Genomic DNA, 21,153 nt, shown 5'->3' on the forward strand with positions numbered 1-21,153 from the left:
TGAGCGAGCGTCCGACGTCTCCCAACCCCTCGTTGTTTTCTCCCCATGACCTCCCCGATTGGCTCTCTTTCTCATTTGGTAACGGCGGTTTCCGCCGCGGCGGCGCTCGGCGCGACCACGGCCTCGGCGGCCTCCACTTGGACCGCGTATGAAACCGCCCGTGACAACGACCATCGCTTAACTCCGATTGCAGCCGAAGCGGTGGGGGGAGAGGCCGCGCGCGCGACGCTGAGTTTTGAGCCGGCGGAGCAGTTTCAGACGATGGTGGGGTTTGGCGGCGCGTTGACGGAATCGTCGGCCTGGGTGCTGGAGCAGTTGCCGGCGGAACGGCGCGCGGAAGTGATTCGCCGCTATTTCGATCCGGCGGAGGGCATCGGCTACACGTTGGCGCGGACGCACATCAACTCCTGTGATTTTTCGCTGAACATGTGGTCGCTCGACGACGTGGCGGGCGACTATGATTTGCATCACTTTAGCCTCGATCCGATGCGACGCTGGGTGCTGCCGCTGATCCATCAGGCGCGCACGGCGGCGGGCGGTGATTCCCTGCGGTTGGTGGCCTCGCCGTGGAGCCCGCCGTATTGGATGAAGACCAATTATCGCATGGATGACGGCGGGTCGTTGCGGGGCGAGTATGCGCCGGTGTGGGCGGAGTTTTTTGTGAAGTTCGTGCAGGCGATGCAGGACGAGGAAGGCATTCCGGTGTGGGGCCTCACGGTGCAAAACGAACCGCAGGCGCACCAGGTGTGGGAGTCCTGCCTCTACACGCCGGAGCAGGAACGCGACTTCGTAAAAAACCACCTCGGTCCGGCGTTGGTGCGGGCGGGCATGAGTGACGTGAAGCTCATGGCGCTGGACCATAACCGCGACATTCTGGAGGTGCATGCGGATGCCTCGTTGGGTGATCCGGAAGCGGCGCAATACCTGTGGGGCCTCGGGTTGCACTGGTATGTGAGCAACGACTTTGAGGCCTCCTCGCGGGTGCATGCAAAGTATCCGGACAAGCCGATTCTATTCACCGAAGGCTGCTGGGAAGGCGGCGACGCGATCGGCGCGTGGAAGCACGGTGAAGGCTACGCCCGGCAGATGATGGGCGACTTCCGCAATTGGGTGGTGGGCTTCATCGATTGGAACATCGTGCTCGATCAGCGCGGTGGTCCCAACCACGTGGGCAACTTCTGTGACGCGCCGGTGATCGTGAACACCGACACCCTGGAGGTGAGTTACGGCCCCTCGTTTTATTACATCGGGCACTTCAGCCGCTTTGTGAAACCGGGCGCGGTGCGCATCGCCTCGACCTGCGGAAATGAGAATCTGGATACGATCGCGTTTGCCAATCCGGATGGCGCGGTGGTTGTCGTGGTGATGAATGAGACCGACGCCCCGCAGCGCGTGGCGTTGGCGACGCTGGGCACGATCGAAGTGCCGGCGCGCGGCATTCGCACCTACGTCCAGAACCGCTGATGCCGCTGATTGGCGAAAGGCCAGTGCGCGGGTTTGAGCAAGATTTGGACAGACCCGCGGCTTGCGCTGCCGAGGTCGCGCTGGTCAGACTTCGCGTCGCGACCGCCCACCCACCGGGTGAGTGAGCCGCGTTCCATCCCACCCAAGCAAGCCCCCTCCTTCAACGTTCATGCACCTCCTCGAAGTCGTTTTGTTTGTCACCGCCGTTGTCGGCGTCATCTGGCTCGGAATCTGGAAAAGTAAGGATTCCGCCGCTGACTCGGGCGCGAGCGGCTACTTCCTGGCCGGCCGCGGTCTGACCTGGTGGTTGGTGGGCTTCTCGCTCATCGCGGCCAACATTTCCACGGAGCAGTTTGTGGGCATGTCGGGTTCGTCGGCCAACTGGCTCGGCATGGCGATCGCGTCCTACGAATGGATGGCGGCGATCACGCTGGTGGTGGTGGCATTCTGGTTCCTGCCGAAGTTCCTGAAGGCGGGCCTCTACACCATCCCGGAATTTCTGGAGTATCGCTTCGGCACGGTGTCGCGCATGGCGATGGCGATTCCGGCGATCGTGACGCTGGTGTTTGTGACGACCTCGTCGGTCATTTTCTCGGGCGCGAAGTTTGTGTCGGCCTACTACCATGACGTGCCGGTGCTCAACAGCCTCACCGCCTGTTGCTGGCTGATCGCGATCTTCGCGGCGGTGTATGTGTATATCGGCGGTCTGCGCGCCTGTGCCTGGACGGACCTCGTGTGGGGCTCGGCGCTGATCGTGGGTGGTCTGATCGTGGCGGTGCTCGCGTTCAACGTGCTCGCCAACAAGCCGGCCGAAGAACTCATCCTGACCAAGGTCGCCAACTCTTCGGCGACGGTCGAGGATCTCGAAGCGGCCGGTCCGTGGGAACGCTTTATGTTGCTCAACGACGGCAAGGATGGCGAAGCCGAGGTGCGCAACGGTGACAACCTTTCCGGCGGCAAGGTGCACATGGTGCGGCCGAAGGAAGACAGTGACATTCCGTGGACGGCGTTGCTGGTGGGCCTGTGGATCCCGAACTTTTTTTACTGGGGCCTCAATCAATACATCGTGCAGCGCACGCTGGGCGCGAAGTCCTTGGCCGAGGGCCAGAAGGGCATCGTGTTTGCGGCCTTCCTGAAGCTGCTGATCCCGTTCGTGGTGGTGATTCCGGGCATCATGGCCTTCAACCTCTTCAGTGCGGAAATGGCGTTGCCCGGTGGGGGCTATGATTACGACGCGGCGTTCCCGGTGTTGGTGCGCGAGTTGGTGAAACCGCTGCCGTTGATCTCGTGGTTCGTGTTGGCGGCGCTGGCCGGTGCGGTGATCAGCTCGCTGGCCTCGATGCTCAACTCGGCTTCGACGATCGCGACGATGGACCTTTATGCCCGCTTCACTGGCGAGAAGGACGAGATGAAGCTCGTGCGCATGGGCAAGGTATTCGTGACGGTGTTCGTCGTGCTGGCGGCCCTGCTCGCGCCGCAGCTCAACAAGCTCACTTCGATCTTCGCCTACATTCAGGAATTCCAGGGCTTCATTTCGCCCGGCATTCTGGCGGTGTTCATCTTCGGTTTCTTCTCGCCGCGCACCCCGCGCTTCTTCGGCTGGCTGGGCATCGTGATCAACGCGGTGGCTTATGCGGCCTTCAAGTGGGTCGTCGGTCCGATCCTGGTGAACCAAGGCTGGTGGTATTCGGAGGAGATGGCCTTCCTCGATCGCATGGCGTTGTGCTTCTTCCTCGTCATCGCCGTCGGTTTGGTGGTCACGAAGTTTGCCCCGCTGTCGCGTCCGGTGGAAATGCCAGTGAATAGCGCGATTGAGTTGAAGAGCTCCTCCGGCGCCAAGCTGGTGGGCATCGGCGTGTGTGTGCTCACGCTGATCTTCTACGTGATCTTCTGGTAACGAAGCGCGCGGAAGTCGCGCCGAGGGTTGCAAGTTGGCGGGATGCGACCCTTGGCTGGAGGGCTATGCAGATAGAATTTCCCGATCGCGGCTTCCGTGGCTACATCTTCGATCTCGATGGCACGCTCATCGATTCCATGCCGGTGCACTACCGGGCGTGGGATCTCGCCATGCAGGAGGCGGGCGTGCCGGGGACGCTCGATGAGGATCTGTTTTACAGCCTTGGTGGCGTGCCGACGCTGGGTGTGGCGGAGAAGATGGGGGAGCATTACGGCCTGACGATCGACGCCGCGGCGGTGTCGCACCGAAAGGAGAAGCTCTATCTGGACTGTCTGGCGGAGGTGAAGGTCATCGAGCCGGTGGCGGCGTTTGCGCGGGAGATGGCGAAGACGCATCCGGTGGCGATCGCGACGGGCGGCGAGCCGCTCATCGCGCATCCGGCGATCAAAGCGGCGGGGTTGGATGATGTGTTTGAGATCGTGGTGACCCCGGAGGACGTGGCGCCGGGTCGCGGCAAACCGGCTCCAGACATGTTCCTCGAAGCGGCGCGACGCATGGGCGTGCCGCCGGCGGAGTGTGTGGTTTTTGAGGATGCGGTGCCGGGCATCAAAGCCGCCGAAGCCGCCGGCATGGCGGTGGTGCGGGTGCCGAGCCGCGGTTGAATTCGAGCGAGGCTCGGCGGCGGGCTCAGTTCTTCTCCGCTGTATCGAAACGGCGGATATGCACGGTGTCGCCGAGCTGCAGGTTCGCAGTTTCGGCAGCATTGGCCCAGTTGCGCGACAGCCAGTAGAAGCCGTCGGCGTTGGGGAAGACGACCCATTGGCCACGCTCGACATCGGAGAAGTCGGTGCCGTGGCGCACGCGGTAGGTTTCGTCGCCGGCGGTGAGGCGAGCCCAGAGACCGGAGGTGAGGCCGATGGCGGCGAAGTCGGCGGGTTGGGCGTTGAGCCAGACGTTGCCGTAGATGGCGGAGACGTCGGTGACAGTGGCGGTGAAGCCGCGGCCATCGGCGTCGAAGGTGACCGCGGAGTCGCGGGCGACGGGTTGCACGGTGCCGTCGTGCGGCGACGCTGGCGTCTGGGCGTCGTCGGGGAGGGCGCGGGAGCCGTGTTCGAGCCAGAGCTCCATGGCGCGGATGGCGTAAAGGCGCTCGGCTTGGTTCACATTGACGTGGCCATCGCGATCGACGCGAAAGAGGGCGGGGGCGGTGAGCGCGACCGAGGTCGGGCGCTGCAGGACGGTTTCGGTGTAGGCGCTGGGGCCTTCAAACTCGGAGCGGTTGGCGATGAAGAGCAGGGGATGGCGGGGCTGGAGGTTGACCGCGCCGGCGCCGTTGTCCTCGCGCAGATCGAGCGCGGCGCCGATGGCGATGAGACCGTCGTAGGGCGGTGACTCGGACTCGGCGAGCAGGGTGGCGATGGTGCCGCCCATGGAGTCGCCCATGACGATGGAGCGGGACGGCGGACCAAACTGGGCGCGAATGTGGGCGTGGAGATTGGCGAGGTCGGTGATGGCATCCTGCACAATGATGCCGTTGCGACGGTAGCTGGTTTTGGCGACGATCCAGCCCTCGGCGAGCAAGGTGGCGTAGGCGGCCTGAGCAGGGTTGAGGTCGGCGACGAGCGGGGCGGTTTCGGGGCGGTAGCCGTGGGCGATGAGGAGCAGGTTGCCATTCCAATCGGCGCGGGCGGCTGGCGCGGCGATGGTATATTTGGCACCTTCGATCTCACCGGTGAGGACGGTCGTGGCGGGCGCGGCGATAAGGCGCGGGAGCACCAGCAGGCCGAGGAGCAGGGCGGTGAAAGAAAGAGCAGGGCGGCGCATGGGAGCAGACGTATTTGGCTTTTGTGGGCTTGTCGAATGGTGTTGGGATGGCGGCATGAATCTTCGTGAGCTCGTGAATCCCAGTGTATTGACGCAGCCGGTGTATGAACCGGGTCGTCCCATCGAGGACGTGGCGCGGGAGTTGGGGCTCGATCCGAACGGCATCATCAAACTGGCCTCGAACGAGAATCCGCTGGGCGCTTCCCCGAAGGCGATCGAGGCGATGAAGGCGGCGTTGGAAGATTGTGAGTTGTATCCGGATGGCGGATGCGTGGCGTTGCGGGACGCGTTGGCGGCCCATCATGGGGTGGACGCGGCGCAGCTGGTGGTCGGGAATGGCTCAAACGAATTGCTGGAGTTGCTGGGGCATGTGTTCCTGCGGCCCGGCGATGAGGCGGTGATGGGGGCGCCGGCCTTTATCGTCTACAAACTGGTCACGCTCTTGTTTGGGGCGACACCGGTGGAGGTGCCCTTGGTGGACCACGTGCATGATCTGGCGGCGATGGAGCGGGCGATCACGGAGCGGACGCGGATCGTGTTTTTGGCCTGTCCGAACAATCCGACGGGCACCTTAAATCCGGCCGAGGAGGTGCGGGCGTGGATCGAGCGGCTGCCGCAGCATGTGGTGGTGGTGCTCGATGAGGCTTACGCGGAGTATCTGGATCCGGTGCCGGACTGGACCGATCTGCTGACGGGCGACCGAGCGGTGGTGGTGTTGAGGACGTTTTCCAAGATCTACGGCTTGGCGGGGCTGCGAGTCGGCTACGCGCTGACTTCGCTGGAGATGGCGAGTATGCTGCAGCGGGTGCGGCAGCCCTTTAATGTGAACACGATCGGCCAAGTCGGTGCGATGGCGGCATTGGCGGATGAGGCTTGGGTGGCGCGTTGTCGGGAAGCGAACCGGGCGGGCGGCGAGCAACTGATGGCGGGCCTGGCGGCGGCGGGGCTGGAGTATGTGCCGAGTGCGGCGAACTTCCTCTTGGTGAAAGTCGGCGACGGTGCCCGGTGTTATACCGAGCTGCAGCGAGCCGGGGTGATCGTGCGACCGCTGGGACCGTATCAGCTCCCCGAGTGGGTGCGGGTCACGATCGGCACGGAGGAGCAGAATGCGCGGCTGTTGGAAGCGCTGAGGCAAACGGCCCGTTCGAGCTGAAACGGCGATCGGGTCTGAGCAGTAGTCTGAGTCAGCGACTTACGAACTCTGGGCGCGTTGGTAGCGTGACCGCGCCAACTCGTTGGAGATGCGGTCGAGCACCTCCTCCCGGCCTGGCACGAAAGCGAAACGATCGCGGCCGAGCGTTTGGTAAGCTTGGCGGAGCAGTTGGGGGGAGGGTCGCCGCATGGTCAGCAGTTGGGAGAGGTGTGCGGTCAGGTCGCTCTCGGTCGGACGCTGGAGTTCGAACTCGATGAGGGCCGTGAGCGCGAGCTGGTTAAGCGGGTCGGTGGCCACGGCCTGTTGCAGGACACGAACGGCCTGCTGGTCGGCTCCAACGTTGCGGAGACGTTGGGCGACCGCGACAAGGTTTTCGGCGCGGACATTTTTGAGATTCAGGAAGTCGGTTAAGTAGAGATTCGCGGCCTCGCGATCGCCCAAGGCGTAGTTGGCGATGGCAAGCAACCCATTAAAAATGGGGGCGAACTGGTCCTCCCACTCCGGATGAGCCTGCAGGAGTTCACGAGTGAGTTGCACCGCCTCGGCGTGGCGCTGGGCCACGATCAAGGACTCAACGCGCATGAGGGCGAGCGCGCTGGTAGAGTGCTGATGAGCGGCGGCGTGGGCAAACACGTGGTCGGCGATCTCAGGTCGACCTGAATTGGCCGCAAAATCGCCCAACATCAGCGCCGCTTGGGGGTTGGCTGCAAACTGGCGGAGCATCAGCTCGGTCTCTGCGCGAACGGCGTCATCGTCGTCAGTGGCGTCGAGGGCCGTGAGTAGATCGATGCGCGGCTGGAGTTCGTCGGGGTAGTCGATGCGGCGGAGAAGGCTAAGGTGACGGGCTCGATCGGGTGCGCCGGAATCGCGCAACCACGCGTTTTGCAGCGAGTAGATTTCCTGGTGGGTGGGGAATTCGTGCGCCAACTGGTCGATCAAGACCACGGCGAGCTCTTGAAATCCGCGTTCCCATTCGATTTTTGCGCTGAGGACTCGACCTTCAGGCGTGAGTTCGAGGTCGAATCTGCGCAGAGTATCTTCGGCTTGGTCAAAATTACCCCGAAAAAGCAGGGCGTTGGACTGAGCCAGAGCGAGGAATTGCGCCGCGGATACGGGTAATTCGGCGCTCTGCAGCAGATCCGTCGTCAGCGAGACGATCGTTTCGTCACGTTGTTCTCGGAAAAGAAAGCGAATCGACTCCTCGCAATAGGCCCAATCGAGATCCGTCACCGGAATTTCACGCAGCGGAGTCAGGGCGTTGGCGACGGCGAGGTCCTTGCGGCCGAGATAGAGGTAAATGTCGGTCAGCAGGCGGCGGCCGGTGAGATTTTGGGGAGAGCGGGCCAGACCAGAACGGAGCAAATGGAAGGCTTGGGGGAGATTGCCTTCCTCTAAGGCGGCTTCGGCCAAATGGATCATGCTTTCGCCCCGGCTGCGCGAGTAAGCGGGCCAATTCGGCGGGTAGAGCCGATCCCAGAGACTGATCTCCTGCAAACCTCGCCGGTAAAAGTCGTTGCAGTATAGTGCGATGCCGACCGAGAGGTAACCGCCGATAAGGCCGAGAGTTAACCACCCCACGAGCTTGGCGGGAAAGAGGCGGACGCGGAGGCCCCGGGCGTCGCGATAAATGTAACAGGGAAGGAGTGTGCGCCACCCTGAGAGCACGCGAATGGACGGCGCGGACTTTGCGGTCGAAAAGCTCTGGTTTTGGTTCATCGCAATGGCATGAAATTTGCAGCAACACTAACAATATCCAAGCGAGTTACATGCCCTTTCTCGCCCCGGGCCATAAATGCAAAAAAGTTACAAGAGAGGTCTTGATCAGCTCGAATGAATTCGTTTTCTGGATTGCGTCTACTCGGGTGGACGCCTTGGACTTCGCCTTTCGGTGAGCGTGATTGCGAACAATTTACTTTTCATTTCCTAATCCATCATTCCTAAATCGGGTTTCCTAATCACCAAACTCAGACTACATATGAACAAGACCATCATCTCCGCTGCTGTGGCGGCATCGCTCCTCGGGAGTAGTGCGTTGGCCGCGCCGTTTATGGCGATCGGCAGCAGCGCCGAACTTTTTGTCACGGCCAAAGCCGGTATCGAATTCAACGACAACGTCACCCTTGGTAACGACTACGTCGCCCCTGGGGCCGTGGGTGGTCCTTCCAACCCGGTGCGTGACGACACGGTTTTCCTCTTTGCGCCGGGTCTCTCCTATGAGTTCGGCAAGAACGCGTTGGTCAGCGGCAAGCTCGCTTACACGGAGAACATCACCCGTTACAGCGACAACTCCGACCTCGATTCCGAGCTGTCCGACGTGACCTTCACCATTCAGCACAAGGATGAGAAGTCGTCCACCAAGGGTAAGGCGTCCTACCGCCAGCTAAATCAAAACACGGTTGACCTCCGTTCTCCGACTCTCTCCCGCCGCGACGTTTTCAACGCTGGCGTTGAGCACGAAATGGAGATGACCGCCAAGTCATCGATCCTGTTTGGCGTGGACTACACCGACACGGATTACGAGCAGGCTTCCTTCACCGACCGCACTCGCACCGAGATCCCGCTTCGTTACTACTACGAGCTCACCCCCAAGGTGGACATGAGCTTTGGCGCACAATTCCGCCAGACGGACACCGACACCGTGACGGCTGATGCCGAGGACTGGTTCTACAGCGTGGGTGCTCGTGGTGAATTCACCCCGAAGCTCACCGGTTTCCTCCGTTTGGGTGTCACCGACCGTAACCTCAAGGCTGGTGGCGATCGCACGGCCTTTGGTCTCAAGTCGGACTTCTCTTACGCTTACTCCGAGAAGACCAGCCTGACCTTTGGCCTCGGTAACGACTTCGGCACCTCCGGCGTCGGTCTGAGCCAGGAGAACTTCGACGCCTTCGTTGGCTTCAACTCCAAGATCTCCCCCGACTTCACCCTCGGTTCCCGTCTGACCTACCGCAAGATCGACTACTTCACCCGCGCCGATGACACCTATTGGCAGGGCACGCTCAGCGGCGATTACATCTTCAACGAGTATTTCCAAGTTCGCGGCGAGTTTAACTACAAGAACAACGAGAGCGGTGTCGTTGGTGGTGACTTCGACAACACCGTCTTCAGCCTCTCGGCCCGCCTCCGTTACTGATCGTTGCGGGAACAACTGAAGTAGCTTTGAAATCGTAGGAAGAAGGCCCTTAGGGTCTTCTTCCTTTTTTTTCTAATGAGAACCACGCACCTTTTTCTGTTGATCGCCGCCTTTTTCGCCAGCGCCGTGACGCAGTCTTTGCGAGCCCAAGACTCCGGCGCATCCACGGCCATTTCTGACGACTACATCCTCCAGCCGCTCGATCTCCTGCAGGTCCGGGTCTTCCAAGAAGAGGACATGGATCGAGAGCTACGCATTTCCCGCGAGTCGGTTGTTTCCTTGCCGCTCATCGGACGGGTCAATCTGAAGGGACTCACCATTCGCGCCGCGGAGCAGAAGATCGAGGAGCTCTACGATCGGGATTACTTGGTCAATCCGCAGGTGAACATCGTCGTGATGGAATACGCACGGCGCACCGTCAATGTGCTCGGATCGGTGGGGTCTCCAGGTGAAATTGAATTTCCCCGCGAAGAAGGCCTGAACCTGCTCGATGCGATCTCGCGTGCGGGTGGCTTCACCCGTTTGGCAGATCGCCGAAAGATTCGTCTGACGCGGAAGAATGACGATGGTTCTCAAGAGAATTTCGTCATCAACGCCGATGATATGATCGAAGGTGATTCCAATGAAGTTTGGGTGCTCCAGACCGATGACCTTATTTATGTGCCCGAGCGACTGCTCTGACCGTTTGACGTGCAATGAATCTCTCTGACAAAGAAAACAGCCCGCAAGGTGGCGATTACGGTTACGGCGGTTATGCCGGCTATGGTTCGGGTGGCTACGGCGAGGGTGAAGGCACCGCGCATCGTTCCTTTCAGGACTACCTGCTGATTCTCCGCGAACGCATCTGGTATATCATCGTGGTGTTCCTCGTGGTGTTCTCGTCGGTGCTGGTTTACACGACCAGTGCGACGCGCATCTACGAGGCCACGGCAACGGTGCAGTTGCTGCGCGACGATCCCAAAGTGATGCAGGTTGAGGCGGTGGTTGATACTGAAATTCGTGGCGCGGAAGACCTCAACACGCAGGTCAAGCTCCTCGAGAGTATGAACCTGATCGAGAGTGTGGCGAATCGCCTCACCGGCGATGAGCTGACCAAGTTCCTAGCGCCCTACGTGGACGAAGACAGCGAAGAGCCTCTCTTGCCGCATGGCATTTTGGCCGAAAATCGGAAGATTGTGCCGCAGCGTCTCAGCCTCGTGATCGCGATCCAATACCGCCATCCGGACCGAGTGATTGCAGCCCGCGTGGCCAATTACTTCACCGAGGAGTTCATCAACTTCAACAATCGCCAACGCATCGAAGAGACGCTCAAGGCAGTGGACGACCTCAAGCTCCGGGCTGATGAGCAGGGACGAAAGGTCGATGAACTTGCCAACGAACTCCAAAGCTACCGCGAGAAAAACAACATGGTATCCTTGGACGAACGTCGGGATATCGTGACTGACCGTCTCAAGGCGCTGGGTATGAACGTGACCGAACTTTCGACCGAGTTGAAGCAGGTCGAGGTGCGCTACGACCAACTCGAAGAGCGCAAAGACAACCTCAACGAGTTGGCCGAGCTACCCTTTGTGGCCAGCGATCCGCATATCGCCGCGCTCAAGCAGCAAATCGCGGCGGAGAACATCGCGATCGCTGAGTTGCAGGAACGGTATCGGGCCAAACATCCGCGTATGATCGAAGCGCGTCGCAAGCTGGAGCAGACCAATGCCGAGCTCGAATCCGCGATCCGCGGTATGGTGCGACAGATCGAGTCCCAATACGACGCCGCCAAACGCAGCCTCGCCGAGGCCCGCAAGGACTTGGTGGAGCAGGAGACCGAGTCTCTGGCTCTGAGTCGCGCGGCGGTCGATTACGACAAGAAAGAGCGCGAATACCTGATCAACAAAGAGCTCCATAACAGCATCGTTTCGCGCATGCGGGAGACCAACCTCAACGCGGCGATGGACAACCAAAATGCCCGCGTGATCGATCGCGCCCAGCCGTCTAAAGAAGGCAATTTTGTATCTCCGAATATCGTGCTCAATCTCGGCCTCGGCCTGATCGGTGGCGCGGGTCTGGGTCTTGGCTTTGCCTTCTTCGTCGCGTTCATCGATGACCGTGTGAAGAGCTCCTTCGACATTGAGTCGGTGGTGGGCGTGCCGCTGGTCGGCATCATCCCGCAGATCAAGAAACTTGATCCGGTGGAGAAGGCCCAAGTGGTGATCAACAACTCTGATCGGCAGGTGGCCGAAGCGTTTCTGACACTTCACTCCGCGCTGCGGCTCAAGGAGGAGGCGAAGAACGCGAAGTGTCTGCTCACCACCAGCACGATTCCGGGTGAGGGTAAGTCCTTCACCACGACGAACCTGGCCCTCACCTTTGCAGCCCACGGCGAGAAAGTCTGCGTGGTCGATTGTGACCTTCGTAAGCCGAACATCCACAAGACTCTTCAGCTCGAAAACGTGAAGGGCGTCATTGATATCGTTGGCGGCACGGCCGACCTCGACGATGTGGCGGTGAAGGATGTCTTTCCGGGCTTGGACGTGATCACCACAGGTGGACGCGCCAAGAATCCGACTCATGTTCTCAACTCCCGTAACTTCGAGAAGATGATCGAAGACCTGCGCAAGCGCTATGACCGGGTCTTCATCGACACGCCGCCACTCGCCGCGGTGAGCGATGCGATGATCATTCTGCCGCTGGTGGATGGTTCGCTGTTCACGATCTTCTTCAACAAGGTGCGCCGCAAGGCCGCGCAGTTTGCCGCCAAGAAGCTCTTGGAGAGCAACGTGCCGCTGCTGGGAGCCGTGCTCAACGGCCTGAACTTGGCTGTCTCGGGTTACTACTACGCCCAGTATTACGACAAGTCCTACAAGGACTACTACGTGGTGATGTCGAAGAACGACGACACCCCGGAGCGCAGCTGAGCCTCATCGCGGAACTGAACGTCTGCCTAGCGGGCGTTCGATTTCACCGCAGCCCGGCTGAGCCGGTCGAAAATAGCTTCCCGCCACTTCAACTGAGGTGGCGGGTTTTCTATGTAGATCGTGGCCAGTTTCGCTTGGTCCAGCTCCCGTAGCGTGGCGAACAGCTTCTGGGCAGCTTCTTCACCGTTTCCGTCGAGGGAAAGCGCGCGGCAATTGTTTGCTGGGTAATCCAACGCCGCTAACGGAGTGAAATGCACGTAGGCTTCATCCTTCGCCAGAGCCGCGGGAGGGGACGCCACCATCACCAGCGGAGTGCGAGGACTGTAGTGCTTGTGTTGTAAGCCCGGCGCTAGTCGTCGATCGGCCGGACTCTGGTATCCGATGAGCGGAGGAGTGCCGAGCACTTCGGCGATGTCCTCGGCGGTGATAGCGCCCGGTCGGAGGAGTTTGGGGGCGGCCGGGTCACGAAGATCGAGGATCGTGGACTCGATACCGATGGGGCAGGGGCCACCGTCGAGGATGTAGGGGATGCGGCCGTCGAGTCCCTGCAGCACGTGAGCAGCCGTGGTGGGACTGATATAGCCGAATGGATTGGCGCTCGGGGCGGCCAACGGAAGACCAGACGTTTCCAGCAAGCTTCGAAAGACCGGGTGCTGCGGCGATCGGACGGCTACGCTGGGAAGGCCGGAGGTGGCGATGTCAGGCACAGCATGGTCCTTCGGTAGCACGAGGGTGAGGGGACCCGGCCAGAAGCGCTCGGCCAGTATTTCAGCAGCGTCATTCCAGCGCGTCAGAGACCGGGCCTGCGGTGTCGTTGCGACGTGCAGGATCAGCGGATCGTCGGCCGGGCGCTGTTTGGCCGCGAAGATTCTGCCGCAGGCGTCGGCATCGAGCCCGTGAGCGGCCAACCCGTAAACGGTTTCAGCCGGCACCGCCACGAGTCCACCCTCATGCAAGTGCTTGGCTAGCAGGGTGATGATTTCTGGCGTGGGCTCGACGATCCGGGTGTTCATGTCTTGGCACAAAAAAGCCGGAGCTGGAGAGCACCGGCTTGGAAAGGAGGGCTGTAACTTCGTCTTACTGAGCGAAGAGCAGGTTACGGGCGCGCTTGATCGTCTTGGTGATACGGCGCTGCTGCTTGGCCGAAAGACGGGTGTATTTGCGCGGGAGGATTTTGCCCGTGTCGGTGGTGTATTGGTTGAGCGCCTGCGGGGTGGAGAACGGAATCTCCTCCGGAGTGATGCTGCGCTGGGTTTCTTCGGACGTGCTCATAATTGGAAAAAGGCCGGGATCGAAGCGGTTTCTTGCCCAACCTGTCAATCGGTAACTTCAAGGGCTGTCCACCCGGTCTATAGTGAGTCGGACTCGCCGGGTGGGCCAGCCGGTGTCCAGCAAGATTCCGAACCAGCCCTCGGGTCCGGAGGACCAAGCGCGGAACCGGCGTGGAGCATCGATCGCGTTGAATTGATCCACGATTTGGACCCGACCGCCTTTATACCAGAGGATCCGCACCATCGGCAGGGGTTTGTCGGCGGGCCCAGTTGGCGTGATTACACCTTCGAGGCTGGGCAGGCTGGCCGCGGAACGCAGCCAGACTTGGTCGCCGGAGGCCATGGTCCAGTAGCCTTCCTCGTCAAATCCTCCGCCGCGCAGATAAACGTCGTCGGGTTTCCAGGGGGATTTGATGGCGGCGGCGGTGAAACTGGGAGGGGTGGCTCGCTCAGGGGAGGGCGTGCGATACAAGGCGGGAGGCGGCGTGGAGTCGGCCACCGAGTGCAGCATGAGCGGGAGGAACCAGCCGACCAGCACGTCGTTGGCGGAAACCTGCGCTCCATGGGCATGGAGGCGGATGCGACGCCGGCGGCTATCGACGCGAAACTCCGGCAGCATCTCCTCTTGGTTGGGTTCCAGCACGACTTCCTGCTCCCAGAGCGGATGCCAGACGCCATCGATGTCATACTCGATCCAGAACCGGATGGAGACCTTTTGCTCGATGGGAGCGTTCAGTCGTTTGATGACGGGGCGAATCAGGAGCTGATTGGAGATGCCGCTGAACTCCAGCTGGGCCTGCCCGGTGTTGGAGCCGTAGAAAATCTGCCCGCTTTCGACCGCAAAATAACTGCCTTCCTCTGGTGCCGTTAACAACTCGGGAGGGTAGTTGATCCCCAGGGTGTTCATGGCGAGCATGGCGTCGGCTTCCCAGTTGAGGCGTTTGACCGGGGCTCGATGCCGAATCACCGGCCCGACGAAATGGGTGTTGGTGAACAACTCCACCGCAGTTTGGGCGGGAGGGGGCCAGAAGCTCCAGTTGACGGAATCGTAGACGGCATCGAAGACCGACGGAGGGCTGAGTAGCTGATTGAGCAGCTGGCGCTGGGGCTCCTGGTAGGAGGTGTCGTTGTGCATCCACAGTGGCAGACCTGGCCGCGGGATCGCCGGCCACAGGCGCTCAAGAAATTCCAGCGAGGTAGAGTAGAAGACGGACCGCCGACCGGCCTCATCCGGGGCGGGAAGCCACTCGGGCATGGCTTGGAGGGACTCTACCAGTGCTGGAGGCATGTGCAGTCCGCGAAGGTAGGCAAAGGTCGGATCCGTCGCGTCGATGGTGAGGTATTCGCTGCGGTCGGCTTCTTCGTGGCCGAACTGCGATCGCTGTCCGCGCCAGGCCGATTCGAGCGCGAGGCAGCCCGTCACCACGGCCAGCGCGAGCAAAGTGAACTGTTGCCATCCGGGACGCAGGCGCACGCCGAAGGCCAGACCCAGCGTCAGCGCCAGGGCTACGGCCATGCCGAGGGCGATCCAGGCGATGTCTTGATTGGTGGCGAGGGCCGCCAGTGCCGCCACGGCACACGCAGGAGCTGCGATCAAGAGGGCGAAACGGTCGAGTCCACGGCGGTGCGGCCAACCGGCGACAGCGAGGCCGGCAAACAGAGCGACGATCGCGGCTCCGATGAAGGGCAGATGCAGATCCCCGTAATAGTTGTGCAGTGGGCGCAGGTAAAATTGCGGGTCGGCCAGCGCGTGGAGGTATTGGGCGCGGTCGCCTGCGGCGAGTTCGATGACGTTGTAACGCCATTGGGCGAAACTAGCCCCGGTCAGTCCCAATTCCGTAAGGAGAGGGAGAGCCCCGCCGGCGATCGCAGTGAGCAGGCCGAGTCCCGCGCTTCGTTTCCAGTGAGCGGGAGCCAACAGGATGCTGCGAAGCGCGAGCGCAAAACAGCCGGCGACGGCGACCAGATGGAAACTGATTTTGTTGACGCCACCGATCCAAAGGCAGGCCGCGAGCAGCAGAATCAGGCGACCGGGGCGCACTGGGTTTTCAGCGCGGGTCAGCAGGGCCATGCAAGCGGTGGCGAGCGCCATGGTGATGACGCCCAGCACATTGTGCCAGATGATGGTATGTTGCGCGGTGGTGAGCGCGGTGACGATCCATGCCCCGAGAATCGCGGCCGGGACGCCATAAGCGCGCCGGAGCAAACCGAAGAGCAGGCCACCACCGAGCAGCAGCAGCAGCAAGGCACCGTAGGTCATGCCCAGGTAGGTGCCGCCGAACAGCGTTTCGACTCCGCGGTTGATTTCCAAAAAGCCCACCTGAATCGGGGTCACAAAGTCGACGTAGGCGGCTTGGCCATCGGCCAAACGACCCGCGGCGGCCATGACCAGGCCGTAGTCCATGAAATCGCGCAGGTAATCGTGATTACGCAGCCAGGGAGCGATGGCGGTGAGCACCGCCAAGACGGAGGCACCGCAGAGCAGCCATTTGGACGAGGCGGAGGTTGAGGCGGTCGGCATGAGCGTTGAGCAACGTGCGACCTTGGGCGGTCGGCGCTCACCGGCAAGGGGTTTCCCGCCACGACAGATCGATGCACGCGGTGGAAATTTGGGAATAGGCACGCATGTTGGCGGTTCCCAACGACCATGATACGCCGCATTGCCCTTTTCCTCAGTTTTTTGGTTTCGCTCTCCTTTAGCCAAGCGGCGGAACCGCAAAAAGCCACGCTGGGCGCGGGTTGCTTCTGGTGCGTCGAGGCGATCTACGAGCAGTTACCGGGCGTGCTGGATGTCGTGTCAGGTTACGCCGGCGGTCCGGAAAAGAACCCCACCTACAAGCAGGTCAGTGCTGGCCGCACGGGACACGCCGAGGTGGTGCAGATCACCTTCGATCCGGACCAGACGAGCTACCGCGAACTCATCGACTACTTTTGGGGCACGCACGATGTCACCGATCCCACCGGGGTGTGGCCCGACTTCGGCAAACAGTATCGCAGCATCATTCTGCCCCACAACGAAGCCCAGTTGGCTGAAGCGCGAGCGTCGCGCAACGAGGCTCGCGCGCGTTTCGACAAACCGGTGGCGACCGAGATCGTGATGCTGGACACGTTCTATCCGGCCGAGGACTACCATCAGGACTTTGTGCGGCTGAATCCGCTCCATCCCTACGTGAAAAGCATCGCGTTTAAGAAGCTCGATAAGCTCGGGCTCAAACGCCCCTGACCCCTCCTAACGCAGCGGTTCCAGCCATCGCTGCCAGCGGGGCAGGTAGGTGTCGTTGATGTCCCATGACAGCAACACGCCCTTGGCTTGGCCCAGCACGTCGTTGCGGTCGGCAAAGCCAAAGCGACGCGAATCGGTGCTGTTGTCGCGGGAATCGCCCATGAGAAACAGTTTGCCGGGCGGCACGGTGACGGGACCCCAATCCTGACGGGCGACGCGTATCCGCAGACCCATGACGGCGTGTTCGGGCCTGTCGGGCAGGTGTTCTTCGGCAAAGTAGGCGTGAGGGCGCAATTCCTCGGCGATCATCGAGCCGTAGTCTGAGCCGGGTGCTTGATAGGTCACAGCTTCGCCGTTCAGGTAGAGTTGCTGTCCGTGCATCGCGAGGGTGTCGCCGGGGATGCCGATCACGCGTTTGACCAAGCGAGTGCGTTCCGCGGCGGGCGACAGCACGACGATGATGTCGCCGCGCTTCGGATCAGCTCGGTGTTGCAACGACCACGGGGTGAGCGGGACGCGGAGGTCGTAGGCGAGTTTATCCACCCAGACCACGTCGCCTTCCAGGATGGTCGGATTCATGGAGCCGGTCGGCACCGGACTGTAGTCGATCACCGAGGAGCGCAACGGCACCCAGACGAAACAGAAAAACAGCACGTAGCCGCGCCACGCGCGCCATTGGTGCTGCAGGTAGGGGCGGACGCGATCGCGCCAGAGCTGAGCGGCGGAGGAAGGGTGCATGGGACCAGAACACTGCTTTACGAACAATAGTTGCAGCCGACTTCGCGGGTTTTGCCCCTTGCTGGCCGGGAGCCGGGCTTCACCTTCGCGCCCATGGGAAACGTGCTCGTGCTTTACGCCTCCGCGACCGGTAACACCGCCAAGATGGCCGAACAGGTGGCGGCGGGGGCGCGTCGAATCGATGGGATCGAAGTGCGGGTGCGCGACGTTAGTGCTGCGACTCTGGAGGACGTGCAATGGTGCGACGGCCTCGCCCTCGGGGCGCCGACCAACATGGGCACGGTGCCCTGGGAGATGAAGAAGTTCTGGGATGTGACCATGCAGTCAGCCTGGGCCGACATCGACGGCCGCATCGGTTGTGCCTTCGCCACGCAGGGCGGTTGGGGTGGCGGCGCGGAACTGACCTGCCAGACGCTCAACACCATCATGATGAACTTCGGTTTCCTCGTCTTCGGCGTGACTGACTACGTGGCCCAAGGATTCACGCTGCACTACGGCGCCACGGTGGCGGGTGAACCGCGGGCGGACCGCGAAGTCGAAGCCTGTCAGCGGCTCGGCCAACGTCTGGCCGAGTGGGTGGCGGTGTATCGGGATGGTCGCCAGGACCAGCACCCGCTCACGTCGGGTCGGACTCGCTTTCCGTGGCCGCGGGATTAAGCGCGGGTTTCCACGTCTGGTAGTAGAGCGAAAAATCGACCGCGTGATCGAGCTCCTCGGCTCCGACCTTGGCGCCGTCATGGCCCTGGAGCACGCGGGTGTTGGCAAAGCCCAGCTTCTCCAAGACCCGCACCTGGTGGGCGGGACGGATGTAGATGTGGCGCACGTCTTCATCGTCGCCGTAGACGCCATCCCAGAACATCGCTTCGGGCTGAGTGGCGAGCTCGGCCCACGGCGGGTTGCGCGACTGGATGCCAGCCCAGCGGCTGGCGGTCAGCTCAGGCTGGTCGGCGTGGTAGGTCGTCGGGATCGCCTGCAGGTTGTGAGAGGAGAACATCAGCATGCCGCCGGGGCGCAGCACCCGTTGGATCTCGCGTAGACAGCGCTCACGATCGGCCAGCGACAGGCAGTCGAGACCGTTGAAACTGAAGAGCACAAAATCGAACGACTCGTCTGCCCACCGGCTGAGGTTGGCCCCGTCGCCGACCTCGATGCTCCATCCCTTGCCGTCGATCGCCGTGGCGAAGGTCTTGCGGCAATAGGTTACCATGCCCGGTGCGATGTCGATGCCGGTGTAGGTGCCGCACAGCGGGGCGAGGAAGCGTGTGGTGCGGCCGGCGCCGATGCCCAAGTCGAGCAGATCGGGGTCGCCCTCGTGGCGCATGAGGGCGCGGAGGAATTCTCCCTCGGCGAATTCGAGGCGGTCGAAGTCGAACTGACGCACGATGTGCGGACGACTGTAGATCTCGGCAAAGGACTCCATCGCCGAGCATGGAGGCGGCGGCGGCGGGGAAGGTCCACCGTGTTTATCGTGGACTAAGCGGAGCTAAACTTCGCCCTTGTTCGATTGGATGCCGCTCCTACGGTCGCGCCATGCCCCATACCCCCAGTTCGCCAGCGAAGGGCGATCGTCTGTCGTTTAAGGAAAACCTTGGCTTCGGCCTCGGCGACATGGCGTCGAACTTCTTCTTCCAGACCTTCGGCATCTTCCTGCTGTATTACTACACGGATGTGTTCGGGATCGAACCGGCGGCAGCGGCGGCCATGTTCTTCCTCACGCGGTTGGTCGATGCTTTCACGGATCCGGCGATGGGCGCGCTGGCTGATCGCACCCAGACACGTTGGGGGAAATACCGTCCCTACCTGCTGTGGATGGCTATCCCGTATGGAATATGTGGATACTTGATCTTTGCCAATCCGTCCCTCGAAGGCGCGAGCAAACTGGTTTATGCCTATATCACCTACTCGGCGATGATGCTCATCTACACGGCCATCAACGTGCCGTATTGCTCGCTCATGGGCGTATTGAGCCCGTCCTCGCGGGCCCGCACCGTCGCTTCAAACTTCCGTTTTGTCTGCGCGTTTGGCGGCGGGTTTCTCATCTCACTCTTTGTGCGTCCACTGGTGGAGGGTCTGGGCGGCGGCGATGAGATCCGTGGTTTTCAACTTACCATGGCGCTGTTTGCGGTGGTTTCCATCGTGCTGTTTTTGATCACTTTCGCCACGACGCGGGAGCGGGTGCAGCCGCCGGTTAACCAGCAACACAACCTTAAAGAGGAGTTGGTGGAGCTGTTCCGCAACAAGCCGTGGATCATGCTGTTTTACGGGGCGGTGGCTTCGACCACGTTTCTGGTCATGCGCGATTCCGTCACCATCCACTACTTCAAGTATGTGGTGGGCGTAAGCGACGAGAAGTATTGGTGGATCTTCGACCAAGCTTCGCTGTTTCTGGGCGCGGCCAAGCTTTCGAATGTGGCCGGGATCATCTGTATCGGATTCTTCCTGCGCAATTTTGATAAGAAGCCGCTCGCGGTGACGCTCTGTGTCGTCACGGCGCTGAGTGTGGCGGCCTTCTATTTCATTCCGGCCGATCAGTTCGCGCTGATGGTGGTGGTGAACACGATCGGCACCTTTGTCTACGGGCCTACGGCGGCGATCATTTGGTCGATGTATGGCGACGTGGCGGCGTATGGAGAATACAAGTTCGGCCGCCGGTCCACGGGGTTGATCCACTCGGCGTCACTCTTTTCGCTTAAGACCGGGAGCATGATTGCGGGCACCTTGGCCAGTGCGTTGCTCGCCTACTTTGGGTTCGTGGCCAACGAATTGCAGACCGAGCGCTCCATTCTCGGTATCACGCTCATGTTCTCGCTGATCCCGGCGGTATTCGCGCTGATCAAAGCGTGGGCGATTTGGGCGTATCCGCTCGATGCGGCGCGGATGGCGGAGATCGAGACGGCGCTGGCTGAGCGTAAGGCGGCGGAGACATCGTCGGCGTAACCACGATCCCGATACAACGAAGCCGAGGCAGGGATGCCTCGGCCACGGGGGGGGGGAATTCGCTCAGGTGCGGCGGTTTATTTGCCGCAGCACTTTTTGTATTTTTTGCCGGAGCCGCAGGGGCAGGGGTCGTTGCGCCCGACTTTCTGGGTGTTTACCACCGGAGCGGGACCTTCGCGCAGCGGGCGAGTGAAGATCCAGTGGCCGTCGGTCAGCTTAAACTCGGACTTTTCGTGCATCACGCCGGTCTGGCCGCGCTCTTCGAAGTGGGCGGAGAAATCGACATGGGAGATGCCGGGGCGCACGTCGGGTTCGTGGCTGTGGACCTCAAGCTTGGTCCACTTGATGTGATTGCCGTATTCCTCCTCGGTGTAGGGCGTGCCGGCGGTCTCGGCGTAGGTGCGGTGCAGGTAGGGGAAGTCGTGCACGACGTGGGCGGTGTAGCGGGAGCGCATCATCTCCTCGGCCGTGGCGGCTGGACGCAGCCCCTTGAGCAGAGGCTCGCAGCATTCGGCATAGGTCTTGCCCGAGCAGCAAGGGCACGGGTCGGCGGACGTGAGAGTGGGAGGTGTGACGACGGAGGAATCGCTCATGGGGCGGAAGATGGGCG

18 protein-coding genes are annotated in these 21,153 nt (G+C 61.5%); 10 read left to right on the forward strand and 8 right to left on the reverse strand.

Annotated features, from left to right (window positions below; translation table 11 throughout):
* Positions 1–45 precede the first annotated feature (45 nt).
* The 3 genes from K1X11_RS20315 (at position 46) to K1X11_RS20325 (ending at position 4,023) form a co-directional block, all read left to right on the forward strand.
* Complete coding sequence (locus tag K1X11_RS20315; RefSeq protein WP_221029423.1) at positions 46–1,464, forward strand: glycoside hydrolase family 30 protein; 1,419 nt, start codon at positions 46–48, stop codon at positions 1,462–1,464.
* 169 nt (positions 1,465–1,633) lie between these two features.
* A complete protein-coding gene (locus tag K1X11_RS20320) occupies positions 1,634–3,361 on the forward strand; it encodes a sodium:solute symporter family transporter (RefSeq protein ID WP_221029422.1) in 1,728 nt (575 codons plus the stop codon).
* A gap of 65 nt (positions 3,362–3,426) precedes the next feature.
* Positions 3,427–4,023: an HAD family hydrolase gene (locus tag K1X11_RS20325; protein WP_221029421.1), complete on the forward strand. Its 597-nt coding sequence runs from the start codon at positions 3,427–3,429 to the stop codon at positions 4,021–4,023.
* Between the two features lie 25 nt (positions 4,024–4,048).
* Here K1X11_RS20325 and K1X11_RS20330 read toward each other — a convergent pair whose 3' ends face one another.
* On the reverse strand, positions 4,049–5,185 hold the full coding sequence (locus K1X11_RS20330) for an SAM hydroxide adenosyltransferase (protein WP_221029420.1): 1,137 nt from the start codon (positions 5,183–5,185) through the stop codon (positions 4,049–4,051).
* 55 nt (positions 5,186–5,240) lie between these two features.
* On the opposite strand from K1X11_RS20330, the gene hisC reads away from it, so the two are divergent.
* Complete coding sequence (gene hisC / locus K1X11_RS20335; protein WP_221029419.1) at positions 5,241–6,338, forward strand: histidinol-phosphate transaminase; 1,098 nt, start codon at positions 5,241–5,243, stop codon at positions 6,336–6,338.
* A gap of 39 nt (positions 6,339–6,377) precedes the next feature.
* On the opposite strand, the gene K1X11_RS20340 is transcribed toward hisC, so the two are convergent.
* A complete protein-coding gene (locus K1X11_RS20340; RefSeq protein WP_221029418.1) occupies positions 6,378–7,916 on the reverse strand; it encodes a hypothetical protein in 1,539 nt (512 codons plus the stop codon).
* A 397-nt stretch (positions 7,917–8,313) separates the two neighbouring features.
* Here K1X11_RS20340 and K1X11_RS20345 point away from each other — a divergent pair, with 397 nt between their 5' ends.
* The 3 genes from K1X11_RS20345 to K1X11_RS20355 all read left to right on the forward strand — a co-directional run bounded on the left by K1X11_RS20345 (position 8,314) and on the right by K1X11_RS20355 (position 12,374).
* A complete protein-coding gene (locus tag K1X11_RS20345) occupies positions 8,314–9,468 on the forward strand; it encodes an outer membrane beta-barrel protein (protein ID WP_221029417.1) in 1,155 nt (384 codons plus the stop codon).
* A gap of 75 nt (positions 9,469–9,543) precedes the next feature.
* On the forward strand, positions 9,544–10,149 hold the full coding sequence (locus tag K1X11_RS20350; protein ID WP_221029416.1) for a polysaccharide biosynthesis/export family protein: 606 nt from the start codon (positions 9,544–9,546) through the stop codon (positions 10,147–10,149).
* A 14-nt stretch (positions 10,150–10,163) separates the two neighbouring features.
* Complete coding sequence (locus K1X11_RS20355; protein WP_221029415.1) at positions 10,164–12,374, forward strand: GumC family protein; 2,211 nt, start codon at positions 10,164–10,166, stop codon at positions 12,372–12,374.
* Between the two features lie 26 nt (positions 12,375–12,400).
* On the opposite strand, the gene K1X11_RS20360 is transcribed toward K1X11_RS20355, so the two are convergent.
* The 3 genes from K1X11_RS20360 to K1X11_RS20370 form a co-directional block, all read right to left on the reverse strand.
* A complete protein-coding gene (locus tag K1X11_RS20360; RefSeq protein ID WP_221029414.1) occupies positions 12,401–13,387 on the reverse strand; it encodes an L-threonylcarbamoyladenylate synthase in 987 nt (328 codons plus the stop codon).
* Between the two features lie 64 nt (positions 13,388–13,451).
* Complete coding sequence (rpsR, locus tag K1X11_RS20365; RefSeq protein WP_221029413.1) at positions 13,452–13,646, reverse strand: 30S ribosomal protein S18; 195 nt, start codon at positions 13,644–13,646, stop codon at positions 13,452–13,454.
* A gap of 57 nt (positions 13,647–13,703) precedes the next feature.
* The gene (locus tag K1X11_RS20370; RefSeq protein WP_221029412.1) at positions 13,704–16,166 is read right to left on the reverse strand and encodes a hypothetical protein; all 2,463 of its coding nucleotides are present in this window, start codon (positions 16,164–16,166) and stop codon (positions 13,704–13,706) included.
* Positions 16,167–16,292: 126 nt separating this feature from the next.
* Between K1X11_RS20370 and msrA the strand changes: the two genes are divergently transcribed.
* Positions 16,293–16,868 (forward strand): peptide-methionine (S)-S-oxide reductase MsrA, encoded by a 576-nt coding sequence (gene msrA / locus K1X11_RS20375; RefSeq protein ID WP_221029411.1) that lies wholly within the window; start codon positions 16,293–16,295, stop codon positions 16,866–16,868.
* Positions 16,869–16,874: 6 nt separating this feature from the next.
* Here the strand turns inward: msrA and lepB are convergent, their stop codons facing one another.
* The gene (lepB, locus tag K1X11_RS20380) at positions 16,875–17,606 is read right to left on the reverse strand and encodes a signal peptidase I (protein WP_221029410.1); all 732 of its coding nucleotides are present in this window, start codon (positions 17,604–17,606) and stop codon (positions 16,875–16,877) included.
* Positions 17,607–17,699: 93 nt separating this feature from the next.
* On the opposite strand from lepB, the gene K1X11_RS20385 reads away from it, so the two are divergent.
* Positions 17,700–18,263, forward strand: coding sequence for a flavodoxin family protein (locus K1X11_RS20385; RefSeq protein ID WP_221029409.1), 564 nt, complete (start codon positions 17,700–17,702; stop codon positions 18,261–18,263).
* Here the strand turns inward: K1X11_RS20385 and K1X11_RS20390 are convergent.
* Positions 18,223–19,026 carry a class I SAM-dependent methyltransferase gene (locus K1X11_RS20390; protein ID WP_221029408.1) on the reverse strand — a complete coding sequence of 268 codons (804 nt, stop codon included), beginning with the start codon at positions 19,024–19,026 and terminating at the stop codon, positions 18,223–18,225. The genes K1X11_RS20385 and K1X11_RS20390 overlap by 41 nt on opposite strands.
* 110 nt (positions 19,027–19,136) lie before the next feature.
* Here K1X11_RS20390 and K1X11_RS20395 point away from each other — a divergent pair, with 110 nt between their 5' ends.
* Positions 19,137–20,543 carry an MFS transporter gene (locus tag K1X11_RS20395; RefSeq protein ID WP_221029407.1) on the forward strand — a complete coding sequence of 469 codons (1,407 nt, stop codon included), beginning with the start codon at positions 19,137–19,139 and terminating at the stop codon, positions 20,541–20,543.
* A 77-nt stretch (positions 20,544–20,620) separates the two neighbouring features.
* On the opposite strand, the gene K1X11_RS20400 is transcribed toward K1X11_RS20395, so the two are convergent.
* Positions 20,621–21,136, reverse strand: coding sequence for a YchJ family protein (locus K1X11_RS20400; protein ID WP_221029406.1), 516 nt, complete (start codon positions 21,134–21,136; stop codon positions 20,621–20,623).
* Positions 21,137–21,153 lie beyond the last annotated feature (17 nt).

It is taken from the genome of Actomonas aquatica, from assembly GCF_019679435.2.
In the GTDB taxonomy this organism is placed as follows: domain Bacteria; phylum Verrucomicrobiota; class Verrucomicrobiia; order Opitutales; family Opitutaceae; genus Actomonas; species Actomonas aquatica.